This is a genomic window from Novipirellula galeiformis (assembly GCF_007860095.1).
Lineage (GTDB): Bacteria > Planctomycetota > Planctomycetia > Pirellulales > Pirellulaceae > Novipirellula > Novipirellula galeiformis.
Genome location: NZ_SJPT01000004.1, coordinates 421,481 through 445,113, shown reverse-complemented (window position 1 = coordinate 445,113; position 23,633 = coordinate 421,481). Strand labels below are relative to the sequence as shown.

Genomic DNA, 23,633 nt, shown 5'->3' with positions numbered 1-23,633 from the left:
GATCGCGTCGGAGCTGGTGTTGCGTGGGTGGGTGGGATTCAATGGCAGCCGCGGTCGCTTGATTTGCATGAACCGGTGGAGGTGAAATGCATTGTGATGAAATGGAAATGAATTCGAGAATTTCGGGTGAAACGTCCTGATCGAGGGAGCACCCAAGCCCGGGCAATCGGACTTGTTCCCGCCAGATCAGGGGACTGCCGAATGTTTCACTCCTCGCTCGTCGCCCCTTGTTATTCAAATTCCGTTATGGGAATGTGGGTCGCGTTGTTTCATCCATGTTGCTCATCTACGGGGCCCACTGTGCGGTCATCTCGTCTGTTTTGGAAGCTTTTCCTGATCTCGGTTGGTTTGAATTTGACGCTTGCCGTCGGGTTCTTGTTCATCGTGAATTCTTCGCAACGGGTGGAGATCAACCGGCAAGTGGAGCAGCGTTTGTTCGACACCGCGGTCGTGTTACGGAGCCACATTAGCGGCTTGGTCGCGAGTGTTCTCGACGAGGATGTCGAGCCTGCGGTTCACACCGCTAAGCAACAAGCGTTGCAAACGTTGATCCAGCGTTTGGCGACGGAAACCGACACCCGTTTGACGATCATTGATTCCGAGGGTTTGGTGTTGGCCGATTCCGAGCATGATCCCAGATCAATGATCAGTCATGCCAATCGCCCGGAGTTGATCGCCGCGGGGGAGGTGGGAAAAGGGACTGCGACGCGCGAGAGTCCGACGCTTTCGATCGACATGTATTACTTGGCGTTACAGACCGAAGCGTTCAACGGAAAGTCTGCATTTGTGCGAGTGGCGGAGCGACTGGATACGATCAATGACCGTGTTGCGGCGGTCCGCCGATCGTTGTGGTTGTTGGCGCTGTTGTTTGGTTCGATTGCCACCGGACTGACCTACGCGATTGTCGGCCGCATCATTGACCCGCTGGCCCAATTGACCGAGCGTGCTCAGGCCATTGCCGCAGGGGTCGACCAAGCTCCGGTCTCCGTTCGTAGCCAGGACGAAGTGGGCTTACTTTCCGAAGCGTTCAATCAGATGCAATCGGAGTTGGCCAGGCGATTTCGGCAGTTGCGAGAAAAGAACGAACAGATGTCCACGGTGCTGGGCAGCATGGATGAGGGGATCATTGCTATCGATGTACAGCAGCGGATCGTCTTGGCGAACGGAGCCAGCAAAATGTTGCTCAATTTTGCAGCGACCAATGAAGTCGGTCGTCCGTTGTTGGAGGCCGTGCGGAGCCGATCGCTGCACGAAGTGGTGCAGAAATGTCTAGAAATGGGCGGTCCCGTCCAAACCGAGTTTGAATCCATCAGCCAAATTCGTCGTGATTTAGCGGTCCGAGCGACCTGTTTGCCAGGCAACCCAGCCAACGGCGTTGTGATCGTGTTGCATGACATCACCGAGTTGAGGCGGCTAGAAAACCTGCGTCAAGAATTTGTCGCGAACGTGTCCCACGAACTGAAAACTCCGCTGGCGTCGATCAAGGCCTATGCGGAAACGTTGCGTTTGGGAGGCCTGAGCGATCTGGAAAACAATGTGCACTTTGTCCAACGGATCGAAGAAGAGGCGGAGCGGTTGCACCAATTGATTCTCGATATGCTGCAGATCGCCCGTGTTGAATCGAAGGAAGAGGCGTTTGAGGTGGGGGACGTTCCTGTCCGCCGAGTGGTCGACGCGTGTATCAAGCACCACGACGATGCCGCTCAGCGAAAAGAGATCCGGCTCGTCGTCCAACCGCCTGTGACGGCGCTTTCGGTCTATGTCGATGAAGATGGTTTAACCACGATCCTAGACAACTTGATCGGCAATGCGATCAAGTACACCCCCGAGCGTGGTCAAGTGACGGTGCGTTGGCTTCAAGAGTCGGACCAAGTGTTGTTGGAGGTCAAGGATACAGGGATCGGGATTGCACCTGAGCATCACACACGCGTCTTTGAACGTTTTTATCGGGCGGATAAAGCTAGGTCTCGCGAGTTGGGAGGGACGGGACTCGGGTTGTCCATTGTCAAACATCTTTGCCAAGCCTTTGATGGCTCGGTGAGTTTGAAAAGCAAGCCTGGCGAGGGCAGCACGTTTCAAGTGCGATTGCCATTGAGTTAAGCAGATGGGGGCGCTAGGATGGCGGGGGGCGGTCCTCTCGACCCTCACATTCGGAGCGGGATTAATGGGCCAGTTGTTGGCCGGCCATCAAGGTGGTTTTATTATCGCGCTAGCTTCAATCGTTCTTAACGCATTCTTCACAATCAAGCTCTAGGATCTCGGGGGTCGAGTCGGTGTCACGACTTGTTACCTCAGTTAAGATCCTGGAGAAGGCGAATGAAGTTGTTGGAACCGTTTCGTAGCGGCACTGCGGTGTTTGGCGAAACAGTGGCGGTTTGCTTTGTGTGTTTGGCGTTGATCGGTTGCGGTCCGACGGCGACCACGCCTTCGTCTACCCCTAGCGGGACGGCCCCGGATCTTGGCGCCAGCGAGCTCACCGAGATCGAGGGAGCGGTTGCGATTGACGGTTCGAGCACGGTGGCTCCGATCAGCGAAGCGGCAGCAGAAGCGTTTGGAAAGACGTTCAAAAACGTGAGGGTGACCGTCGCGATCTCCGGTACCGGTGGAGGTTTCGGTCGGTTCACCAACGGCGAAATCGACATCTCCGATGCCTCGCGTCCGATCAAGGATTCCGAATTCAAAGCCTGCCAAGCCAAGGGGGTGTCGTTCGTCGAATTGCCGATCGCCTATGACGGCTTGTCGATTGTGATCAACAAAGACAACGACTTTGTCGACCAGCTCACGATTGACGAATTGAAGAAGATTTTCTTGCGTGAGGGCGGCGCGAAGAGCTGGAAAGAAGTGAACCCAGCATGGCCCGATGTGGCAATCAAAATCTACGCACCGGGCACAGACTCGGGGACGTTTGACTACTTCTTTGGCGATGTGGTTGCCAAGGATAGCGACAACGAGCATCCTCGCGACGACATGTCGGTCAGCGAAGATGACAACGTACTCGTCACTGGGATTGCGGGCGAAAAGGGCGCGATTGGCTTCTTTGGCGCTTCGTATTACTTTGCGAATGTCGACAAGATCAAAGCGGTCAAGATCGTCGATCCTAAGACGGGTGAGGCCGTTGGGCCGACGCCTGAGACAATCGAAAGCGGGCAATACGCTCCCTTTAGCCGCCCCCTCTTCATCTACGTCAACACGGACTCGATGAAGCGTCCCGAGGTCAAAGCGTTTCTCAAGTTCTACTTGAAGGAAGCTGGCAAGTTGGCCGAGATGGTCGACTATGTCGCCTTGCCCCCCTCGATCTACGAAGTCGTGCAAACCCACTACGAAGAGCGGATTACGGGGACCCACTACTTGACCGAAGCGTTGGAAAAGCGAACCGGTCCGCTGGCAGAGCTTTATACAACCGAGAGTGTGGTGGACATCGAGTAGCGAGTTTTCAGAGCTGAATGTTAGGGGGGGGTGTAGTGGATCTTGCGAAAGATCCTGCGGCACAAGGATCTTTCGCAAGATCCACTGCACCAATGGTCGGCTGTAACGCGGCGCAAGTCGGTGGGCCGCCAAACGAGCTAACTGGTTGAACGAAACTTTCTTGTGAGTTTCGTTACAGACAAACGGGCACGATCCAAACGGAAAACGATTTTCATGAGCGTGATTAACGCCCCTTACGAGATCACCGATGTGGTCCACCACCCCTCGCGACGGAGGTCGCCGATCGCTGCACAGATCGGCGATCGTTTGGTTCGCGTGATGTTGTTCTTAAGCGCATCGTTGTCGATCGCCATTACCTTCGCGATTATCTTCGTGTTGTTCCGCGAGACGTTCCGTTTCTTTGGAATGGATGGAGTGAGCGTCGGGAAGTTCTTGGGCTCCGCCAAATGGTCTCCGCTGTTTTCGGGTGAGATTGGGATTTGGCCTCTTGTGGCTGGGACGATGTTGGTGACGACGGTGGCGATGGTCGTGGCATTGCCGCTGGGGTTGGTGACGGCGATCTATCTAAGCGAATATGCACCACGAAAATTGCGAGCGGTGTTGAAGCCGACGCTTGAAATTTTGGCGGGCATCCCGACGGTTGTGTACGGTTACTTTGCCTTGACGGTGATCACGCCTGGTTTGAAGTTTTTGCACGAAGGCTTTAATGTTTTTAATGCCTTCAGCGCAGGATTGGCGGTTGGGATTCTCTGTTTGCCGACGGTGTGTTCGCTCTCCGAAGACGCGTTGCATGCGGTGCCGCGAAGTCTTCGCGACGGGGCCTATGGATTGGGGGGGACTCGCTTTGACGTGGCGACGAAGGTGGTGGTGCCGGCGGCATTGTCGGGTTTGGTTTCGGCGTTCTTGTTAGCAATCGCGCGAGCGATTGGGGAAACGATGATCGTCGCACTGGCCGCGGGAGCGACAGCTCAAATGACCGCGGATCCACGAAATGAGATTCAGACGATGACGGGTTGGATGGTGCAAATGGCACTTGGCGACGCCAGTCATGAGGGGATGGAGTACTACTCGATGTATGCGGTCGCAGCGGTGTTATTTGTGATCACGTTTAGTTTGACGGTGTTGGGAAATGTAGTCCGAAAGCGATTCCGCGAGGCATACGAATGAGTCAAAATAGCGAAGTGACAAACGCGAAATCGCCGCACCGTTCTCTGCACGGTCGCCATCGACTGGACCGCTGGTTCGTTCGCTTTTGTCAAGCCACCGCGATGGTCTCGGTGATCATGTTAGCGATCATGTTGACGGCGGTTTTCTATCAAGGTTTGCCGGGCTTTAGTTGGCGTTTTGTCAGCTCGGCTCCGAGTGCGACTCCGTCGGAGGCTGGGATTCGACCGGCGCTGTTTGGATCGATGTGGGTGTGCGGGGTGTGTGCGTTGTTCGCGTTGCCGATCGGGGTCTCAACGGCCATCTTTCTCGAAGAGTTCAAGCCACGCCGTCGTGTGATGCGTTGGTTCCACAGCTTTATTCAATTGAACATCAGCAATTTGGCGGGGGTGCCCTCGGTGGTCTACGGCATCATTGGGTTGACGGCCTTCGCGGGCATGTTCGGGATCATGGGGCAAACCAATGAAGCGGCGTTTGAAGTCGGAGCCACTTACTTTGATCAATTCGTCAGCGAAGGGGACCGGATTTTGTTGGTGCCGGCCGACGCGGCGGGGGCTCCCGAGCCCATATTGAAATCGGGGTTGGTGGCGTTGACGAGTTCGGGTGAATCGGTCCAGGTGAATGTGATCGGGGCGAAGAGTCGGCTTCCCAAACAGGCTGACGTTCGCGCGGTCACCCTGCGTGAGGATGCCGAAGCGGGACGGATCAGTAAAAAGACTTGGTACTACTTTCGTTTGCCGCTCGGACGAGGCGTGTTGACGGGCGGTTTGACGTTGATGTTGGTCGTTTTGCCGATCGTAATCATCGCGTCGCAAGAGTCATTGCGAGCGGTTCCAAATTCACTTCGCGAAGGGTCCCTTGGCATGGGAGCCACGCAGTGGCAAACGGTGCAAAACGTGACGTTGCCCTCGGCGATCCCAGGGATCATGACCGGGGCGATTTTGGCGATGAGTCGCGCCATCGGTGAAGCGGCACCGGTCTTGATCATTTGTGGGATCGTTTACATCGGTTCCAATCCAAGCAATTTGATGGATGATTTTTCAGTGATGCCTCTGCAGATTTTCAACTGGGCGGCGCGTCCGCAAGCCGAGTTTCACTCCGTCGCGGCACAGGGAATCATTGTGCTGTTGTCCCTTTTGTTGTCATTCAACGCGGTTGCCGTGTTGATTCGTAATCGAACTCAAAAAACTCTTTCTTAATCCCTCTGAATTGTCGTTCGTGACGACGCGTTCATTTGATTGGGGCGGTTTCGAAAGCCACGTTACAAAGCGAAAAACATGATGATGACCTCCGTAAAGAAAGCAAAGTCCGTGGCGGATCCCCTTCCCAGCAACGTGCCATCCGCTGTGGCTGGAAATAACGCGATGGATGACGTCGGTGTCAATGACGCGACTCTGAAAAACGCAGCCGTGAAACAACGCATCGCGGATGAGCGGCCGCAGGATCAGGATGAAGTCGAGACGGCGATTCATATCGATAATTTCAATGCCTTCTACGGCAGCTACCAAGCGCTGCATGACATTCAATTAAAGATCCCCAAGAATCGGGTGACGGCGTTCATTGGCCCGAGTGGGTGCGGTAAGACAACGCTGCTGCGTTGGATCAACCGGATGAACGACATTGTGCCAACGGCGCGTGCCGAAGGAACGATTTCGCTGGGCGGGTTGGACGTGCTGTCCAAGAGCACCGATGTGGTCGATCTACGTCGCCAAGTCGGAATTGTCTTTCAAAAACCAAATCCGTTTCCCAAATCGATTTACGACAACGTGGCGTATGGTCCGCGGTTACACTTGAAAATATCGCGTTCGGAACTGGATGATCTGGTCGAATGGTCGTTACAAAAAGCGGCGGTTTGGGATGAAGTGAAGGATCGTTTGCGAAAGCCCGCGCTGGGTTTGAGCGGGGGGCAACAGCAACGTGTCTGCATTGCCCGAACGATTGCGACGGGGCCGGAGGTGCTTTTGATGGATGAACCTTGTTCGGCACTCGACCCGATTTCGACCAGCAGTATTGAGGATTTGATCTACGAGCTTCGCCAGCAATACACGATCGTGATTGTGACGCACAACATGCAGCAAGCGTCGCGCGTCTCAGATCGGACTGGATTTTTCTATCATGGCCGTGTGGTCGAGTATGGGACCACGGATCAGATTTTCACCCGTCCCGATGAGAAGCAGACCGAAGACTACGTTACAGGCAAATTTGGATAAGCCGTTATGACAAAACATCTCGACCGCGATATGGAACAATTGCATCGCGACATTTTGTCGTTATCGGCAATCGTCGAAGAAATGATTGCCAACGCAGGCCGTTCCCTGTGCGAGGGACGCCTCGACTTAGCTGAAAAAGTGATCCTGGACGATGAATTCGTCGATCAGCACGAAGTCACGATCGAAGAGGAGTGTTTGAAGATGTTGGCACTGCATCACCCGGTCGCGACGGACCTCAGGCGAATTGCAACGGTGATCAAGGTCAACAATGATTTAGAACGGATTGCGGATTTGGCCGTCAACGTGGCTCAGCGAGCGATTGGCGTGGGCGACTATCCGAGGTTCGTCATTCCCGACGAGGTCGGTCCGATGGTGGGAAAGGTGACCGCGATGGTGCGGAATGCCTTGGATGCGTTTGTGAACATGGATACGATCGCGGCCAAGCAGGTGATTCTTGGCGACGATGAAGTGGATCGACTCAATGCGGAGTTGATTGCTTGGTTGCGACGTGTCATGCAAACGGACAGCCAATTGGTGGTAGCGGCACTGCATTGCTTTTCCGCGATTCGTCATTTAGAACGGATTGCTGATTTAGCAACCAATATTGCCGAAGATGCGATTTATTTAGTCGATGGCGAGATCGTTCGCCATCGCTCGGTTACGATCAAAAATGCGAGGTAGGCTGAAAGTAAGATGGCAAAAACCACGGTGCTCATTATTGAAGACGATCGCTCGCTAGCGGAGGTGATTGCCTATAATCTTCAACGCGAAGGTTACGAGGTAATCGTGGCTCATGACGGTGAGGACGGATTGACGCAAGCGCGTTTGAAGTTACCCGCATTGATTCTGTTGGATCTGATGCTTCCGGTGCTCGATGGTCTCGAAGTTTGTCGCCGGCTACGCGCAGACTCGGCCACAAAGAACACACGAATTTTGATGTTGACGGCGAAAGCCGAAGAGTCGGACGAATTGGTGGGCTTTGCACTCGGAGCGGACGACTATGTGACCAAACCGTTCAGTGTCAAAGTGCTGCTTGAGCGGGTCAAGTCGCTGTGTCGCCGCGATGCGGAATCGGCAGCCGTGAAATTGATTGCCAGCCAAGGCGTGGCGATCGATCCGGTTCGTTACCGTGTGACGGTGGACGACGAGGTGGTGCATTTGACGCGAAGCGAATTTCGCTTGCTCGAATGTTTGCTTCGCCAACCCGGTCGCGTGTTCTCGCGAAGCGAATTGATCGACGTCGCACTGGGGGAAGATACCCTCGTATTGGAGCGGACGATCGACGTTCACGTTCGATCGCTGAGGAAGAAGCTCGATACGCACGCCGACGTGGTGCAAACTGTACGCGGGGTGGGCTATAAGTTTCGAGATCCATCGGACCACCGCATCGAAGCGGGAGTCTAGCGTGATCGGTGCAGCAGTTCGTCGAAGTTCAATTCCATTTGAGCGTCGCGGTCTTCGCTACCAAATTCTCGATAGATCAAACTGGGTTGGATATCGGAGCTGTTTTGATATTTTCCCGTGTCGTAGGAGGGGCACTCCCCTTCGACCTGCAAATAGTAAATTTGACAGATTTGCATGTTGGCATAAATGCGAACCGGTTGGACGCAATGCATCTCTAGCGTCCAGGTGCCGCAGTAACCGACGTCGCCCAAGCTTCCGCCTGGATTGACGAACAACCCGAGTCGTCCCAGCGAGCTGCGGCCTTGGATCATCGGCACCAAGCCATTGGTGACCGTATGCTCCACCGTGCGGCCGAGATATAGCAATCCGGGTTGTAGCGTGATCCCTTCCGCAGGAATCTCCAACCGGCGATAGCGGTTGGGGGTCGCGGTATCCAAAATCACCTCTTCATACACCAGTAATTCGTGATGAAGCGCGAGATTGTAGCTGTTGGGATTGACGCGGCTTTCTTCGAAGGGCTCGATCACAATCGAGTCGTTTTGCCTTCGCTTGATTTCTTCACCCGAAAGAAGCATTTTCAATCCGTCAGCAGAGTAGAGAATGGGGGTGCGATGCCAATGAGTGCGTTGCCGTGATTGTCGGCCAGGACCTCGGCGGCGTCAATGATTTGGGCGGCATCGAGAGCGGACGCGTCAGGATATTTTCCTCCACGTTGCCGAATAGGTCGTTTTTAACGCCTCCAAACGTTAATATGCGAAAATGAAATGCGTTTAGAATCTTGGTAAGAGTTTTGCTTGTGTATATTCCGTGGGGGGGCTGAGGCGGAATCGTCGCGAAGACGGTTCAAGAAACTTAACCCTCCGTAGCGGGGTGGCGCGGCGTGCAGCAATGGTTTTTAGAGGATTGGTTCTTAGAATGGTGCGCTGGTCGCGCAGGTCTCCTATTCCCTGAGTTCGCGGGTTCCCTGAGTTCGCGGGGGCTTCAAGCTCGTTGAGGCTCGGATAACCACAAGGTGCGAATAAGTTGATGGATGATTTAGAGGATGTGATTCAGTTGCCCGATGATTTTGACGGTCGGGTGCGTCTGTTTCCGTTACCTGAATTGGTCATGTTTCCACATGCCATGCAGCCTTTGCATCTATTCGAACCTCGATATTGCGAGATGCTGCGCGAATCATTGGCATCGGATCGCTTGATTGCGATGGCAACGTTGACCGGAGGGATCTCCGCGGTTGCCAATGGCGAACCTCCGGTCGCAACGACGATTTGTATCGGACGCATTGTTTCTCATGCGGAATTAGACAACGATCGACACAATATCTTGTTGGTCGGGGTGAAGCGTGCCAAGATCACTCGCGAAATCGACGCGGGGCGTTCGTTTCGCATTGCCGAGGTCGATGTGCGATCCGATTTCTATCCGCCGATCGGTGCGGAGTCGCGAACACAGTTAAAGAAAGAACTTCTCGACGCGTTTGCGACCGTGATTCCGTCCAGCAAGCAGGCTTCAAAGAGTTTGCATGAATTGATGGCCGGCCAAATGGGACTGGGGCCCATCACCGATATCATCGCTTACACCTTGCCGTTTGAAATCGAAGCAAAATTGCGATTGTTGGGCATTGCCGACGTCGATGACCGGGCAACCGAATTGGTGCGTTTGCTGCGCAGCGGTAAGGTCAATCTGCACTCGGTTTCTTCTGAAGAACAGAACGGGGAATCGGGATCCCGAGGCGATCAACCCTTCCCACCTCCGTTTAGTGTGAATTGATTGTCGTTGATCGCTCCGCGATCATTACGCGCAGCGAACCACAAAGCCACCAATGCAACCCGCTTCACAATTTGTTGTGGTAGCCGAGTCCGTTCCGCTACTCGCCAAGATCGCGGAGCGATCCGCGACGATCAGACCAATCCCCATCGCCGCCGCAATGTCCATTCGGTGGACAACGCACCGGCGAATACCACAAACAACAGCCAACCGCTGAGCGGGTCGTCGCCGAGGGTATGTTTTTCGACGACGGGAGCTTCGGCTTGTTGGCGACGATCGGCGATTCGTTGGACCAATTGGTCGATCTGTTCGAACGAAAACGCACCGCCACCGTGCTCTTGGGTGATCTCGGCCAATTGTCGCAAGTAGCCGGGGTCGGCCACGGGCATCACCATTTCACGACTTTGGTCAATCACTTGAAACGCCAATGTTTCGGCTTTGAGGTTCGACTTTTCATTCTCAGGCTGGATTCGTAAACGATAGTACCCTGGGGCGAGTTCGGGGATCTTGCCTGACATCGATTGGCCCCCCGCTTGTGTCGATTTCGCCGTGTCGGTGATCACGGTCACTTGCTGGTTCGCGTCGATGACCTCGGCGATCCATGGCTCGGGTGATGGCTCCGCCGAGGGTTCGGGGGCGAGCGACGTGAAGCGTGCTCGAAATTCGGTTTGATCTTCGTTGGCGAACCGTCGCGAATCGAGCTCGATTACGATTCGGTCCCCGGAATCTTCTTGGCGAGACAGCAGCCACAGCGCGACCTGTCTCCAAAAACGGCGGTAGACTTCGCTTTGCCCTTCACGCCACCACCGCCAAGTCGAATCGAATGCGATCGCGGCTGTTCGTCCTTGGCCGTACTCGCCGACGACGAGCAGCGGATCCTTTTCTGGGGTTTCAAGTAGCACTTGGACGCCGGGAGCAACCTTGGGGCCGACGAAGCGGTTGGCGCCAGGCAATGGTGGCAGCGATGCCCAGATCTTCGCAGGATCGCTACCGCCCAGGTCGGTGATCGGATGAGCCCGAGCGAGATTCATCGTGATTGGCCCTTCGATTTGCTGTCTCACGCTCGCCCCACGGTCCGATGCGATGTCGATCCGACGTGAGGCGTCGAGTTTGATCGGCAGCACATCGGCCAACGGCGAGTTCGCGTAACCTCCTGCGTCATAATTGTGGTAGCCACCTAGCATCACCAAGCCCGCCCCTTCGGAAACGGTTTGGGCCAGTTGTTCCAGTTGTTTGCGCCCAATCGCATCGGCGTCCAAATCGCCGATGATGTAAATATCGAACTTGCCTTTTTGAAACCAATCTCGCATGCCGACGGGCCATCGTGACGCGGTGTCGCTGGGGATCCATTGGTAGGTTAAATCGAGATCCGGGAATCGCCGCAGCGCTGCACGGAGATACGTTTGCTCCATCCGCGCGGTGCCCTCGAGATACAAGATCCGCCCGCCCCCTTCGCGCACATTGACAAACGCGGTTTGGGTATTGTTAGACGTGACCCATTCACCCGATTGCGGTGCGACTTCGACATTCAAGCGATAGACGCCTGGATCGGGGGCAATCACTTGGATCGTCATGCCCTTCACCTCGCTGGCTTTTTCGGCGATCACACGCCTTTCGGCCGCCACCGTTTCCTTTCCTTGTTCGTCAATCCAGAGCAGACGCAGGGGGACTTCGGTGCCTGCCAAACCTCGCAATTGCACCTGGAAATTCACTTCAAATTCGTTTTTAGCAAACAGCGAGAAACTCTCGGGCAACGCATCGATGCCGACATCGCGGTTTGCCGATTGGCCACCTGCGGGCCCGATCGGTACGGTCCACAGGGGGACCCCCCACGTCTTGAGCGTTTGGGCGATGCGCTCGGCACCGGCCCCTGCGATCGGAGCGGTTTGCGTGCCGTCGCCCATCAAGACGACCCCGGCAAGTGGTTGACCCTGGGCTGCTGCGATCGTTGCGGTCGCGGCGGAGGCCAAATCGGTTAAGTCACCCTTGGGGGTGATGGTATCTAACGCGGTGGGCGAAGCATCATCCAATGCCGTCGCGGTTTTGTCGTAGCCGAGCAACCGAACGCTCATCGATTCGTCGAGTGCCGCGATGCCCGAGGCGAGTTCGCGCCACGCTTGTTGTTGATGGGTCCAACGATCGCCTCGTTCGTCGTCGGGAAAGGTCATGCTGCGCGAGGTGTCGACCGCAACGACGAGGGTCGCATCGGCCGGACGGGTGTCGGTCTGGACCAAGCCAGGACGAAACAAGGCCAGCATCAAAATGAAGGCGGCCAGGCCACGCAGTGCGATCAAACAGCGACGATGAAAACGGTTTTCCGTCGGCGGTGTTACCAGCACCAGCACGGCTGCGACGATCAACGACACCATGACGGCGACGATGGCGGAGTCGTAAATTGGCTCGATTAAAAAGGAACTCACGTGGTCGCTCCCTGCGTGGCCGACGAAACCCCGCTGGGGGAACGGCTCGAGTCACGATTGCGATAGAAACGGTTGCCCAAGATTTGCTCCAACAGAAACACAATCAATGCCAACAACATCGCGGGGGAGTGCAGCGAGACCCGTTGATTGTCTTGGTCGCCGCTGAGGTCGATCTCTTCACGCGCGGTGATTAAACGCACCTCTTCGTTAGCAAATGCCGCTAACAGCGCATCGGGATCGACACGGGTTAGCCGGGTGGCCGTATCCGCTAGATTCGCCGAGAAGCCGGAGTTGAGTCCTTTCCCACGGACCCAATACGTTCCAGGCACATTGAGGTTGGTGACCGTGAATTGATTGACATCGATGTCGACATCAATCGGAACCACCCCGGTATCGCCGGGGGGAAACAATTGAAATCGCTGTGTCAGCCGTTCGCTCGCTTGCGGTGCAAGCTGTGGTTCCGGAGAGGAATCCTCCGCCGTGGCCGAGGCACGCGTGGTCGCTGACCTTGCGACCGACGTGTCGATGGGGATGGTGTGAGGTTGACCGACCAAAGGCGACCGTATCGCAGCGGTCCGCTGGGTCAAATAATCGGCTAATTGTCGAACCAGCAAGAACGCCGGCCAGGCGTCGTTGCCGCTAAACAAATCGTTCCAAGGACGGGTCGTATTGGCCAACGCTGGGATCGGGGTGGTCATCATCACCACACGGCCTTGGGATGGGGTGTCGGAGTTGATGATCTCCATCAACAAAGCGTGTTCGGTGCCTGCAAACGTGGCCAGCGTGCGTGTCGCAGCTGGTTTTTTGGGATCCGTTTCAAGTTGCCAATACTGAGCGATTCGAAATTGGTTCCAAGGCACGCCGCCGGAGATCTCGCTGAGCGGGGAGAGCAATGGGTGAGATTGGTTTAGCGGTTGAAAAAACGTGCCCGGCGAAGGGATTCGCCAGCGACGAACGAGTTTGGGCCACGTTGGGGATACGGTGGACGTCGCTTCGGCGGCCGGTCCCAACGCCACAAATACGCCACCTCCCTGAGTGAGATACTGCTTCAACTGAGGATCATGGAGTGCGTGATTGGGTGGGTCTAGCAACATCACGGCGGCAAAATCGGCGAGCCGGACGACGGCGAAATCGCGATAACGAATCGTCTCGACGTGGTACTCGGCGTTGGGATCGTCGATCAACAACGGCGCGGTGATCGATTGTCCGAGCACTTGAGCTTCTTCGTCGCTTTCGCTGACGATCAAAATCGGCGAGGCGGGTAAGACTTCGATCGAAAAGTAACGCACGTCATCGATCTCCAGTGGGTCCGTGCCGACCAAGCGGATTTGACCATGATGCGTACCGGTCTCCATGGGAGGCGCGGTCAATAAGATTTCGCTGGTACCGGTTCCGCTCAAACGAACATTGGTGCGATCGACACTGCGCAGCGTCGGTCGTTGGATTTGGCCGTCACGCAACAACGGCAACCCCGGATCGGAATCGTACATTTGTAGCTCGGCGGTGAGCGATTGCGTTTGGTCTGCAAGGTTACCCGACAAACCCACACGTGCCGAAATCGAAACGGCCGTCGAGGCAGGGGGCGTCAAGTCGGAAACTTGAAGCGACGAGAGAAACCGGTTGGTGCCCGCAAAGTCACCTAGGTCAAATAGCGTCAAGTTCACGGCCGGGTCGGTTGCCGTTAATTGTCTTGTGGCGTCGCTATCGATTGCATCTTGCCAGCTTGATTCGCTGAGGTCACTGATCACGATCACCGCTCGCGATGACAAATCGCTCGATTGCACCAGACGGATCGCTGCTTCGATACGCCCGGTGATCGGCTGGGCGACGGCAAGCGGATCGGTTTGCTCGATTTGCGAAATCGCACTGCTGCTGTCCAGGGCAAACGACGCTGGGCTGGGCGACCGATCGACGACCGCAATTCGACTGGTGCGTGGCACGCGGGCGACGATCCAGTCGGCCAACGATTTGATTCGCCCGATGCGATCGTCGTCGTTGGTTTTCCAGTTCGCTGTGGCGGAATTGTCGATCACAATGGCCAGGGCAATCGGGGTGGCCGAATCGGTCGCCGGACGCGGTCCCATCGCGTAGGTCAGGCCGCCCCACAGTAGCGCCGTCAGCAGGGCGAGGATCGCGATACTGGCCAACGCATAACGCAGCGGGGCAGAATGACCACGGGAAACGGCCAAGCCGGCTAGGATAAGTAACCCCACGCCGGCCGCAGCGAGCAAACCGATCGTGATCCAGGTCAGTGAGAGAGATTGGTGGATGATGGGCCGAGCGAAGGCAAACGCGACTGCCGCCAACGCTGCAATGCGTAGTGCGAGCAACCACCATCGGCGGATTTGCAAACGGCTGCGATTGGTTTCGTATCGCTGGGTTAAAAAACGCAGCGATGGAAAGAGCACCTTCTTCGGTTCGCGGCGCGACAAAAAATGCAGCACGATCGGGACGGCGATTGCCGCGAGACCGAGCATCAGAGTGGCATTTAAGAATGTCACGAGTTTATCTTACCGTTTCACATTGGGATCGAGCGGGAATGAACTGTTGTATATTGAAGCGTTGTCAGAGCGTAGGGCCAGTTCCTACCGGCCGACTCCATCGAGCCGTTAGGGACGGCCGGTAGGAACCGGCCCTACTCGAAACGGGACACTTATTTTCCGCTCGTTCCTTATTTTGATTTTTGTCGCTGCATCAAATACTCCGTTAATGCTTTGTCGAACGGCATGCTGGTATCCAACGGGACGTAATCGATTCGCAATTTGGCACAGCGCTCGCGATAGTTTTCGCGAAACGCATCCAATTGCGCAAGGTAATCTTCGCGGAACCCGGTCGCATCGACCGTGATCGTCTCGCCCGTTTCGCTGTCTTGGAATTGAACGGGACCGTCATACGGAAAGTTCACTTCGGCTGCGTCTAAAACGTGAAAAACGATCACGTCGTGACCGCCATGGCGAAGTCGAGCGAGCGAGGACAGGGTCGCTTCGGGATCGTCTAGCAAATCCGTAAACAGCATCACCAAGGAATGATGCTTTAGCATTGCCGCGACTTGAGTCAGCGATACCGCTAGGTTGGTGTTGCCCTCGGGTTTCAATTGGCTCAACCGCGCCATCACATCGCCGAGATGGCCTCTTCGGCTTCGCGCGGGCAACTCGGCATGGACTTTCTCGCCGAGGGTCAACAAGCCCACGGGGTCTTGTTGCATTGTCATCAAGTACGTCAACGATGCGGCCAAGCAGGTGGCGTATTCAAACTTGGTCATACTTTGGCTCTCGGTGAATCCCATCGACTTGGAGAGATCGATGGCGAGATAGCCGGTTAGGTTCGTTTCGGCTTCGTAGCGTTTGACGTAGTACTTGTCGGTTTTGGCGTAGACCAACCAATCGATCAGCTTCGGATCGTCACCTTGGTTGTAGCGTCGATGTTCGCTGAATTGAACGGAAAATCCGTGGAACGGACTGGAGTGCAACCCTTGTAAAAATCCACGCACGACCATCCGCGCTCGAAGATCGAGTCGTTGGATTTGTTGGATCGATTCGGGGGACAGGAGCGATGCCACCAAACTACTTCGTCATTTTTTCCGGAGCGGGAACGGGAATGTCTTGCAGCAGACGGTCGATGATCGCGTCGGTATCCATGCCTTCGGCTTGGGCTTGGAAATTGGTGGCGATGCGGTGCCGCAGCACTGGCTTGGCGATCCGTTGGATGTCACTCGGATCGACACTGAATCGCCCGTTCATCGCGGCGATCGCTTTCCCGCCGTTGATCAAGTTTTGTCCCGCGCGGGGTCCGGCTCCCCAATCGACCAATTCGCGTATGTAGGACGGCGCGGTTTCGTCTTTCGGACGCGTGGCGCGCACGAGCTGGGCGACATAGCGAATCACCAGCGGATTGACGGCGATGCTGGAAACCAACTTTTGGATATTCAAAATCGCTCGCGAGGATAACACTTTATTGACCGTGTGCGATTCGCCACGCGTCGTCGAAGTCAAAATTTGTTCTTCTTCACTCGCACTCGGGTAACCGACTTTGATGTTAAACATAAAACGGTCGAGTTGAGCTTCGGGAAGCGGGTAGGTCCCTTCTTGCTCAATGGGGTTTTGCGTCGCGATCGTGAAAAAGGGAGGGGACAAGGGATACGTTTCGGAGCCGACGGTGACCTGGCGCTCCTGCATCGCTTCGAGCAGGGCCGCCTGGGTTTTGGGCGGCGTGCGGTTGATCTCGTCGGCGAGCAGAATGTTGGTAAAGATGGGACCTTGGACGAAGCGGAAACTTCGCCTCCCCGACTCATTTTCTTCCATCACCTGAGTGCCGGTGATATCCGAGGGCATCAGGTCGGGTGTAAACTGAATTCGCTTGAATGAGACGTCAAGGATTTCGGCCAACGTGCTAACCATCAACGTTTTGGCGAGTCCGGGCACGCCTTCGAGCAAGCAATGGCCGCGGGTAAAGATTGCGGCAAGCAGTTGCTCGATCGTATCGGATTGCCCCACAATGACTTTGCCAAGCTCGGCACGCATCGTTTGTTGGTGCTGAGAAAACTCGCGTAACACGTCACCCAAATTCCGGGCCGGTTGATTCGGTTGGGGGGGATTGGGTGCAGGAGGGGGACTAGCCATGATGAAAAACGTACATTCCTTTGCCGAGGTACAGGAAACCTTCTCGTCGAAGTATCTTAGACTGCTAACGAAGATGGCGGGAGGACGTCAGCTTGGAACCCTGCTTTTTGTAGGCCTTTTATTGGGGCTGGGGGGGCTCCATTCGGGGACTGCGGCGGCGATTGATCCGGCCAGTGTCCAGCGAGCGATCGATCGCGGGGTTACCTATCTTCGCAGTTCGCAAAATGAACGCGGGGGCTGGAACGAGTATGGCAGCCAATCGTGCGGTTTGTCCTCGCTTTGCACGTTGGCTCTGTTGAACGCAGGCGTCTCACGCGATGACCCCGATATGGTGCGGGCGATGCGTTATCTGAGGTTGTTCGAGCCCGAGGAAACGTATTCGGTCGCCCTGCAAACGCTCGTTTATTGTCAACTGGGGGCCGCCGGTGACCTGGATCGCATCCGCCGCAACGTGCGCTGGTTAATCGATTCACAACGCAACCAGGGCGTGCCAGCGAATCGCGTGGGAAGTTGGAGCTATGGGCGTGGGATGGGCAACGGCGACCCCTCTAATGCGCAGTTCGCGGTGCTGGCGCTCGGTGCGGCAAAAGATCGCGGTATCGAGATTGAAGCGGAGGTGTTCCAGCGCGCCATCGCCTATTGGCAAACGATCCAGCGCAGCGATGGGGGCTGGGGTTACGGCAGCAGCCAGCCGGCGACCGGAAGTATGACCTGTGCGGGGATTGCATCGATGATCATCGGCCGCGATGGGACGGCCGGGGGCAGTTCAAAAATTGCGGGTGACAAAATCCAGTGCTGTGGTAGCGAGTCCGCTGAGAAGGATCCCGTCGAGGCTGGATTGAAATGGCTGGGCGATCGATTTACCACCGAGGTGAATCCAGGTGGCGATTCGATGACCTTTTTCTACTACCTGTATGCACTCGAACGCGTCGGACGGTTGTCGGGGCGACGGTTCATCGGCGGTCACGATTGGTATCGCGAAGGTGCCGAACAATTACTCGCCGTGCATGACCAATTCCAAGGGTTTTGGTCAGGGGCGGCGCCGATGGAAAGCAATCGGGATATCGCGACTTCGTTTGCATTGCTGTTCCTCAGTAAAGGCAAACGACAAGTCGTCGTGGGCCAGTTGCAATACGATAGCCAACCTAGCAATCAATGGCGATCGCATCCCGAAGGGGTGAAGCATTTGGTGCGTCATGTCGAGCGAGATTGGGGGCGCGATCTCACCTGGCAAACGATCATCGGCCAACCCGACAAGCAATCGGTCGCCACGGTCGAAGATTTATTGCAAACGCCCGTGCTGATGATTCGCGGGAAAAATGCACTCAATTTTTCGGAGCCGTTGGTGAAGAACCTGGGCGAATACATCGAACAGGGCGGCACGATTTTGTTCGAAGCTGACGGCGGCGACGGTTGTGGTGATGCGTCGGCGTTTGAAGCAAGCGTGCGAGAATTGTGTGCGACTTGGTTTGAAGGAGCACCGCTGGACCGTTTGCCGCCGAGCCATCCGGTCTGGTTTGCCCAACACGAAGTGGACCCGGCGGCGATTCCCTTGATCGGCGACGATTTTTGGGTCTACGGGGTTCAGGCATGTTGCCGAACCGCGGTGTTCTACGTTCCCAATTCATTGTCGTGCCGTTGGGAATTGAGCGATGTGTTGCTCTCACGCCGTGAGGTTTCCGAATCGGCACGCAAGCAAATTGACCTCGCGATCCGACTTGGCGAAAACGTGATCGCCTATGCCACCGGACGCGAACTCAAGGATAAACTCGACAAACGCGTGGTGTTGGACGCCAGCGATGCTCCGCAGCCAACTCGGGGGACGATCGAAATCGCAATGTTGTCGCTCGATGCGGGAGGCGAAGAGGCTCGGCGAGCGATTCCCAACGCCGCGGATCTCATTCGTCAGCGGATTCCGATCGAGATTATCGCTGCGGATCAGCCGATTCGAATCGAAGCGAAAGGGCTGAACTCCGTCCCCGTGCTCTGGTTGCATGGTCGTACGGAGTTTGAATTGACCGCAGATCAGCGCAAGGGGTTGGCTGAATTTATCCAAAATGGCGGCTTCGTTGTGGGCACGGCGATTTGCGGAAACGAGGCGTTTGCGAAATCATTTCGGCATCAGCTGAGCTTGCTACTGCCCGATTCACCGTTGCAAACGATGCCGAGTTCGCATCGTGCCTTGACCGATGCGTTTGGCGGTTTTGACATCACTTCGGTGACGATCCGCAAGCCGACTGATCGGGGAGCGGGGCAAGTGATCGATCGTCGCACCGGAGCCCCTGTCATTGAGTTTGCCACGGTCGACAATATGGCCAACGTCTTTTTCTCGCCGCTGGATATTAGTTGTGCCCTAGAGAGCCAGAACTCCGTCCAATGCCCAGGCTATCCGACCGAAGACGCCGCCAAGATTGTGGCGAATTTGATTTTGTTTGCGCTCAATCAATAGCCGTGCGGACAAACGCCTGGATCTTTCACAACCCGACGCGTTAGGATTTGCGGGGACCTCCTCATCGTGAGGTTTAGGCGTGGAGTCTAGACGAACACCCAGCGGCCGATGATGCCATCGTCGAGATCGACGAAATACAAGTTTCCATCGAGCCCGGTAGCGATTTGCACCACGACATTCGCTCCGGTGGTAAACGTATCGACGCTGGTGATCGCCCCCGAGGCATCAAAGTTGATATTCCGAACAATTCCTTGCCCGAGATCGTTGAAGAACAGGTCGCCTTCGTATTCCTCGGGATACGCGTCGCCGTGATAAACGTCGCCCAGCACGATGGCGTTGATTCCGGTGGCGGCATGGTTCAACGCAAACAACGATGCGACCACAGGTTCTCCGCTGGCATAGAACGCTTGGGCCTCCGGTAAATCTTGGTAACTGTTCGTACGGTTGCTCACGCCGCTGCCTCCTTCGTAATAAGGCCAACCAAAGTTGGCGCCGGGCTCCGCGGAATTGATTTCCTCCCAGGAGGTCCAACCGACGTCGCCGACATACAATTGGTTGGTTTGCGAATCCAAGGCAATGCGGAATGGATTTCGCATCCCGTACTGATAAACCTTTGAACGATTGGCGTCGGGATCCCCATTAAAGAACGGGTTGTCCGCCAACCCCGCGCCGGTGAGCGGGTCGACCCGCAATATCTTGCCGCTCAAGTTGTCGATGTCTTGAACGCGAACGGTCCGCGGATCGACACGGTTGTATGAAGTGCCATCCCCAATGGAGACGTACAACGCGCCATCGGTACCAAATTCGATAGAACCGATGGTGTGCGATTGGCTGTCCGTGGCGATAAAGTCACGCAGGTTACTACCATCGGGCAGGATTCCCGCCGGCGGTTCATCAAAGTCCGTGGTGCTGTTGACGAAGGCATTGAAGTTGTCCCACACGCTGTTGGTGCCCAGTAAGACAATTTCGCTGTCGGCGATTATGGTGGTGTAGTCGGTCGCTGCATCGAGCGTCACGCGAGTCATCCGCGCGGCGCGATTGCCGATGCCGTCGGGGCGGGCAAGCTCGTCGTTCAGGTGCTGGTAAACCTCAGGCGGATCGTAGGTGTACAGCAAGTACAAGTACGGATTGGCTTCGAGATCAGGGTGCACGGCGATATCAAGCAAGCCACGATCGGAAGTTCCGTTGACATGAGCGGTGAAATCAAGTGTCGGTGTCGCTAACAAAACACCGTCACGCGCCACACGCACAATCCCATCTTGCTGGGACACGTACAGATTCCGACCATCCGGGGTCCAGTCGAGGGATGTCGGTTTGACCAAACCCGAGAGAACCGTTTGCGTCACCAAGGTGTTTCCCGTCGGTGGTGGATCGTTGGGTTCCGGAACATCGGTGGTGAATTGCCAGTTCATGATTTCATGAACGTTAGTGAGGTCTCCCGTCGCAGCGGTAAATCCGACGTACGCTTGGCTCCCAATCAAACTTGGCAAATCGATCACTGCCGAGACCATCGGTGTGTCGGGCTGAGTCACGTCATCGGACAGAAAGACATCCATCTCGTTCGTAAAGCCGTTGTACTCGATCCACGCGGTCAACACGTTGCCGCTATTGAGGTCGAACGCCGCACTGCGGTTGTTCAATGCCGCGCCGACGTTTCCGTTGACGACAATGCCGACGTGATTGTCATTGGGATCGCCTGGGTTTTGATACGTATCGAACTTAATCGCAACGCTATTGGAGACGCCGTCAATTCCAAGCCCGCCGCCTTCGTTCCCCACGGTATTCGCTCCGTTCGCTGCATTTTGCAGTGCGAACGTAAACCCATCGGCACCTGCGGTTGCATTGCCTCCGGTCAATTGAAATTGAAACGAAGTCACAAAGGAGGTGTCCGCGCCGAGCGGAAGAGGAGATTGGTAAAATGCGGTGCCCGCAACCAATTCTTGCGCGCCGGTTAAGCGCAATGCCGAGCCGTTGATCGACGCATCGCCATTGAGCTCTAAGCCCGTCGCGCCGACAAAGGAGGGGTAGTTTGGCAATTGATCATCGCGGATGGTGATTGTCGCGGTTCGTGGTGCCAGTATCGTTGCACCTCCTTGGATATTGTCGATCGCAAAGGAGAACGATTCGTTCCCTTCGGTTAAGGTGTCTGCGATAATGGGCACGACCACACTGGCCGTCGTTTGTCCGTCGGCAAAGGTCAACGTCCCACTTTGCCCTTGAAAGTCGATTCCGTCTTCCGCCGTGTTGCCTAGCGTTTGGTAGTCGACGCTGACGATACCGTCGCTTCCCGTGGTTCGATTGACTTGGATGGTTACCGAACCGGCCGCCTCGTTGACTTGGATCACGCTGGTGTCCAACGCGATCACGCCAGGATTCGTGGTGCTTTGCTCGGCGTATTGGAAATAACCATTCGTGGCGAGGGTTTCATCTTCACGGAATCCGGGCGCGATGCCGTCGGCTTCCTTCCAAACTCCGGTGGAATAAACCGTCGGTGCTTCGGTTTCGAATCGGCTCGAATCAATTGAAATGTAGTCGACGGTCAAATTGGCATCGATTCCGTTGGCTGGGTCATAAAAATCGTTTTTGAACACCACCCGAATCTGGTCCGCCGTGACCGTGGTGCCGCTGCGGAATTGATAGAAATCGAATGACGTTGTCGCGTCGTAGGAGGCAACGGTTTGGCCATCGATTTGCAAATCAAACTGTTCCGTCCCCTCTTGGCCCATCGCTCGAATTTCAATCAACGAGCCTTCGTTGTTGCTTTCGCCGGCATATTGAAAGTAACCGTTGGAGGCCAAGTACTCACTCGTTCGGTAACCTGGTTCAATGCCATCTTCGGGTAACCAGACGCCGGTGGAGAACACGCTGGGGTCTTCGGTTTGGTAGGTCACGCCATCGATGTTGATACTGTCCACTCGCAGATTGCGATCGATCCCGTTGGCCGGATCATAAAGGTCATTGGTGAATACGATGCGGACTTGATTGGGGTTAATGCCGTCTTCGTTGTAAGTGTAGTTGACGAAGGTGTCGTTGGAGGCATTGCCACCGACGTTGTCGTAGGTCGCCACGGTGACGCCATCGATTTGCAACAGCATTTGTTCTTCGTTGGTGGTGCCGGCCGCGCGAATCGTCACCGGCAGAATGGCGTCGTAAGTATTGCGAAACTCGTTTGCGAAGGGCAACGGTGAGTCGATCATTCCGACGCTTCGTTCGAGTTCCCAATTGCCGCCCTTGGATCGATGTCCGGTCGTGTCGCTCGACGCGGCGACGTCAGCGCCAGTCAATCTCGCCAAACGTTTGATGAAATTTGCACCCTCTTGTTGAGCTCCGGTTTCGCAACCATAGAGCAAAATATCCGCTTCTTTGGTCAACGATTCGGACCACCGGTGTAGCTCCGCGGCGTGGGATAGCAGCGTTGCTTCGTCGATCATTTCGTTGCCAAGCATGATCGCGCCGGCGCGACCATGACCGATCAAATGAATGCTTGCCACGGAGGCGTGGTTCGCCATCGCATCGGTGATTTGAGCAACGCCCGACGAGTCTGGCGAAAGCAACACGATTTCAAACGGGGACTCGATCGCATCGATTAACGTGTCGAGGTCTTCGACGGCGGCATCGACAAAGACGAGGTGGACCGCTGTGGCGACCGCCTGATCTGGATCTACGCTGGCGCTTTGGTGGGTCGTCGTGAGCGAGTGGGGGGGGGCCGGAGCAGCGACTTCGGCAGGGATTGCCTCGGCGACGGCGACCCCCGCGTCGCCCGCCAACAGCAGGCGTTGTTCCAGTGGAGCGATACTCCAGTGAAGATTCTGGCGATTCGAGCGAGACCTTTTTTGGATCAGCGACATGACGTTTCCCCTGGACGGTTGGACGTAGCGATTAGAATGCTGGCTGCACCCCCTCTTTCTTAACTGCCCCTGCTGCAATGCTAACCGCGAGTACCTCGGTGGGTCCAGTAAGTAATTGTTGAGTTTTTGCAAAGAATTGAGTCGCATCGGGCCCCGGAATGATGACCGGACGGCCTAGAAATCGAGCTGTGCGGGCCTTGAAGTTGAGCTGTGCCCGGGAAAACGCTGGTTATATTGAGCATGGCGAGGTTCGTCGTCTCGCTAGCAACTTGCGTTATGGCGAGAGGGGAGTCGCCATGAGAACCGTTGCGATTTCACCCTCTCGATGAAAG

15 protein-coding genes are annotated in these 23,633 nt (G+C 55.8%); 9 read left to right on the top strand and 6 right to left on the bottom strand.

What is annotated here, in order from left to right; translation table 11 throughout:
- Window positions 1–300 precede the first annotated feature (300 nt).
- The 7 genes from Pla52o_RS12540 to Pla52o_RS12510 all read left to right on the top strand — a co-directional run bounded on the left by Pla52o_RS12540 (window position 301) and on the right by Pla52o_RS12510 (window position 8,204).
- Window positions 301–2,100, top strand: coding sequence for a sensor histidine kinase (locus tag Pla52o_RS12540; RefSeq protein WP_146594952.1), 1,800 nt, complete (start codon window positions 301–303; stop codon window positions 2,098–2,100).
- Window positions 2,101–2,316: 216 nt separating this feature from the next.
- Window positions 2,317–3,426: a PstS family phosphate ABC transporter substrate-binding protein gene (locus Pla52o_RS12535; RefSeq protein WP_146594951.1), complete on the top strand. Its 1,110-nt coding sequence runs from the start codon at window positions 2,317–2,319 to the stop codon at window positions 3,424–3,426.
- A 213-nt stretch (window positions 3,427–3,639) separates the two neighbouring features.
- Window positions 3,640–4,593 carry a phosphate ABC transporter permease subunit PstC gene (gene pstC, locus Pla52o_RS12530; protein WP_231612289.1) on the top strand — a complete coding sequence of 318 codons (954 nt, stop codon included), beginning with the start codon at window positions 3,640–3,642 and terminating at the stop codon, window positions 4,591–4,593.
- Window positions 4,590–5,789 (top strand): PstA family ABC transporter permease, encoded by a 1,200-nt coding sequence (locus Pla52o_RS12525; RefSeq protein WP_146594950.1) that lies wholly within the window; start codon window positions 4,590–4,592, stop codon window positions 5,787–5,789. The genes pstC and Pla52o_RS12525 overlap by 4 nt, the downstream gene beginning before the upstream one ends.
- Window positions 5,790–5,867: 78 nt before the next feature.
- On the top strand, window positions 5,868–6,800 hold the full coding sequence (gene pstB / locus Pla52o_RS12520) for a phosphate ABC transporter ATP-binding protein PstB (RefSeq protein ID WP_315852946.1): 933 nt from the start codon (window positions 5,868–5,870) through the stop codon (window positions 6,798–6,800).
- Between the two features lie 6 nt (window positions 6,801–6,806).
- Entirely contained in the window at window positions 6,807–7,481 is a 675-nt protein-coding gene (phoU, locus tag Pla52o_RS12515) for a phosphate signaling complex protein PhoU (RefSeq protein WP_146594949.1), read from the top strand.
- 12 nt (window positions 7,482–7,493) lie between these two features.
- Window positions 7,494–8,204 carry a response regulator gene (locus Pla52o_RS12510; RefSeq protein WP_146594948.1) on the top strand — a complete coding sequence of 237 codons (711 nt, stop codon included), beginning with the start codon at window positions 7,494–7,496 and terminating at the stop codon, window positions 8,202–8,204.
- Here Pla52o_RS12510 and dcd read toward each other — a convergent pair.
- Window positions 8,201–8,779 carry a dCTP deaminase gene (dcd, locus tag Pla52o_RS12505; protein ID WP_146595229.1) on the bottom strand — a complete coding sequence of 193 codons (579 nt, stop codon included), beginning with the start codon at window positions 8,777–8,779 and terminating at the stop codon, window positions 8,201–8,203. The genes Pla52o_RS12510 and dcd overlap by 4 nt on opposite strands.
- Before the next feature lie 451 nt (window positions 8,780–9,230).
- Between dcd and Pla52o_RS12500 the strand changes: the two genes are divergently transcribed.
- Window positions 9,231–9,968, top strand: a complete 738-nt coding sequence (locus Pla52o_RS12500; RefSeq protein ID WP_146594947.1) for an LON peptidase substrate-binding domain-containing protein — start codon at window positions 9,231–9,233, stop codon at window positions 9,966–9,968.
- Between the two features lie 131 nt (window positions 9,969–10,099).
- Here Pla52o_RS12500 and Pla52o_RS12495 read toward each other — a convergent pair whose 3' ends face one another.
- The 4 genes from Pla52o_RS12495 to Pla52o_RS12480 form a co-directional block, all read right to left on the bottom strand.
- Complete coding sequence (locus Pla52o_RS12495) at window positions 10,100–12,385, bottom strand: glutamine amidotransferase (protein ID WP_146594946.1); 2,286 nt, start codon at window positions 12,383–12,385, stop codon at window positions 10,100–10,102.
- The gene (locus Pla52o_RS12490; RefSeq protein ID WP_146594945.1) at window positions 12,382–14,886 is read right to left on the bottom strand and encodes a BatA domain-containing protein; all 2,505 of its coding nucleotides are present in this window, start codon (window positions 14,884–14,886) and stop codon (window positions 12,382–12,384) included. Before Pla52o_RS12490 ends, Pla52o_RS12495 begins: the two co-directional genes overlap by 4 nt.
- Window positions 14,887–15,056: 170 nt before the next feature.
- Entirely contained in the window at window positions 15,057–15,944 is an 888-nt protein-coding gene (locus Pla52o_RS12485) for a DUF58 domain-containing protein (RefSeq protein ID WP_146594944.1), read from the bottom strand.
- A 4-nt stretch (window positions 15,945–15,948) separates the two neighbouring features.
- Window positions 15,949–16,938, bottom strand: a complete 990-nt coding sequence (locus Pla52o_RS12480) for an AAA family ATPase (protein ID WP_146595228.1) — start codon at window positions 16,936–16,938, stop codon at window positions 15,949–15,951.
- A gap of 64 nt (window positions 16,939–17,002) precedes the next feature.
- Here Pla52o_RS12480 and Pla52o_RS12475 point away from each other — a divergent pair, with 64 nt between their 5' ends.
- Window positions 17,003–19,453, top strand: coding sequence for a DUF4159 domain-containing protein (locus tag Pla52o_RS12475; RefSeq protein WP_231612288.1), 2,451 nt, complete (start codon window positions 17,003–17,005; stop codon window positions 19,451–19,453).
- An 86-nt stretch (window positions 19,454–19,539) separates the two neighbouring features.
- Here Pla52o_RS12475 and Pla52o_RS12470 read toward each other — a convergent pair whose 3' ends face one another.
- Window positions 19,540–23,301, bottom strand: coding sequence for a DUF4347 domain-containing protein (locus tag Pla52o_RS12470; protein ID WP_146594943.1), 3,762 nt, complete (start codon window positions 23,299–23,301; stop codon window positions 19,540–19,542).
- Window positions 23,302–23,633 lie beyond the last annotated feature (332 nt).

Bases quoted from the DNA above. Each gene is read 5' to 3' on its own strand.
- Pla52o_RS12535 (WP_146594951.1), top strand. From the start codon at position 2,317: ATGAAGTTGTTGGAACCGTTTCGTAGCGGCACTGCGGTGTTTGGCGAA.
- pstC (WP_231612289.1), top strand. From the start codon at position 3,640: ATGAGCGTGATTAACGCCCCTTACGAGATCACCGATGTGGTCCACCAC.
- Pla52o_RS12525 (WP_146594950.1), top strand. From the start codon at position 4,590: ATGAGTCAAAATAGCGAAGTGACAAACGCGAAATCGCCGCACCGTTCT.
- pstB (WP_315852946.1), top strand. From the start codon at position 5,868: ATGATGATGACCTCCGTAAAGAAAGCAAAGTCCGTGGCGGATCCCCTT.
- phoU (WP_146594949.1), top strand. From the start codon at position 6,807: ATGACAAAACATCTCGACCGCGATATGGAACAATTGCATCGCGACATT.
- Pla52o_RS12510 (WP_146594948.1), top strand. From the start codon at position 7,494: ATGGCAAAAACCACGGTGCTCATTATTGAAGACGATCGCTCGCTAGCG.
- dcd (WP_146595229.1), bottom strand. From the start codon at position 8,779: ATGCTTCTTTCGGGTGAAGAAATCAAGCGAAGGCAAAACGACTCGATT.
- Pla52o_RS12500 (WP_146594947.1), top strand. From the start codon at position 9,231: ATGGATGATTTAGAGGATGTGATTCAGTTGCCCGATGATTTTGACGGT.
- Pla52o_RS12475 (WP_231612288.1), top strand. From the start codon at position 17,003: ATGATGAAAAACGTACATTCCTTTGCCGAGGTACAGGAAACCTTCTCG.
- Pla52o_RS12470 (WP_146594943.1), bottom strand. From the start codon at position 23,301: ATGTCGCTGATCCAAAAAAGGTCTCGCTCGAATCGCCAGAATCTTCAC.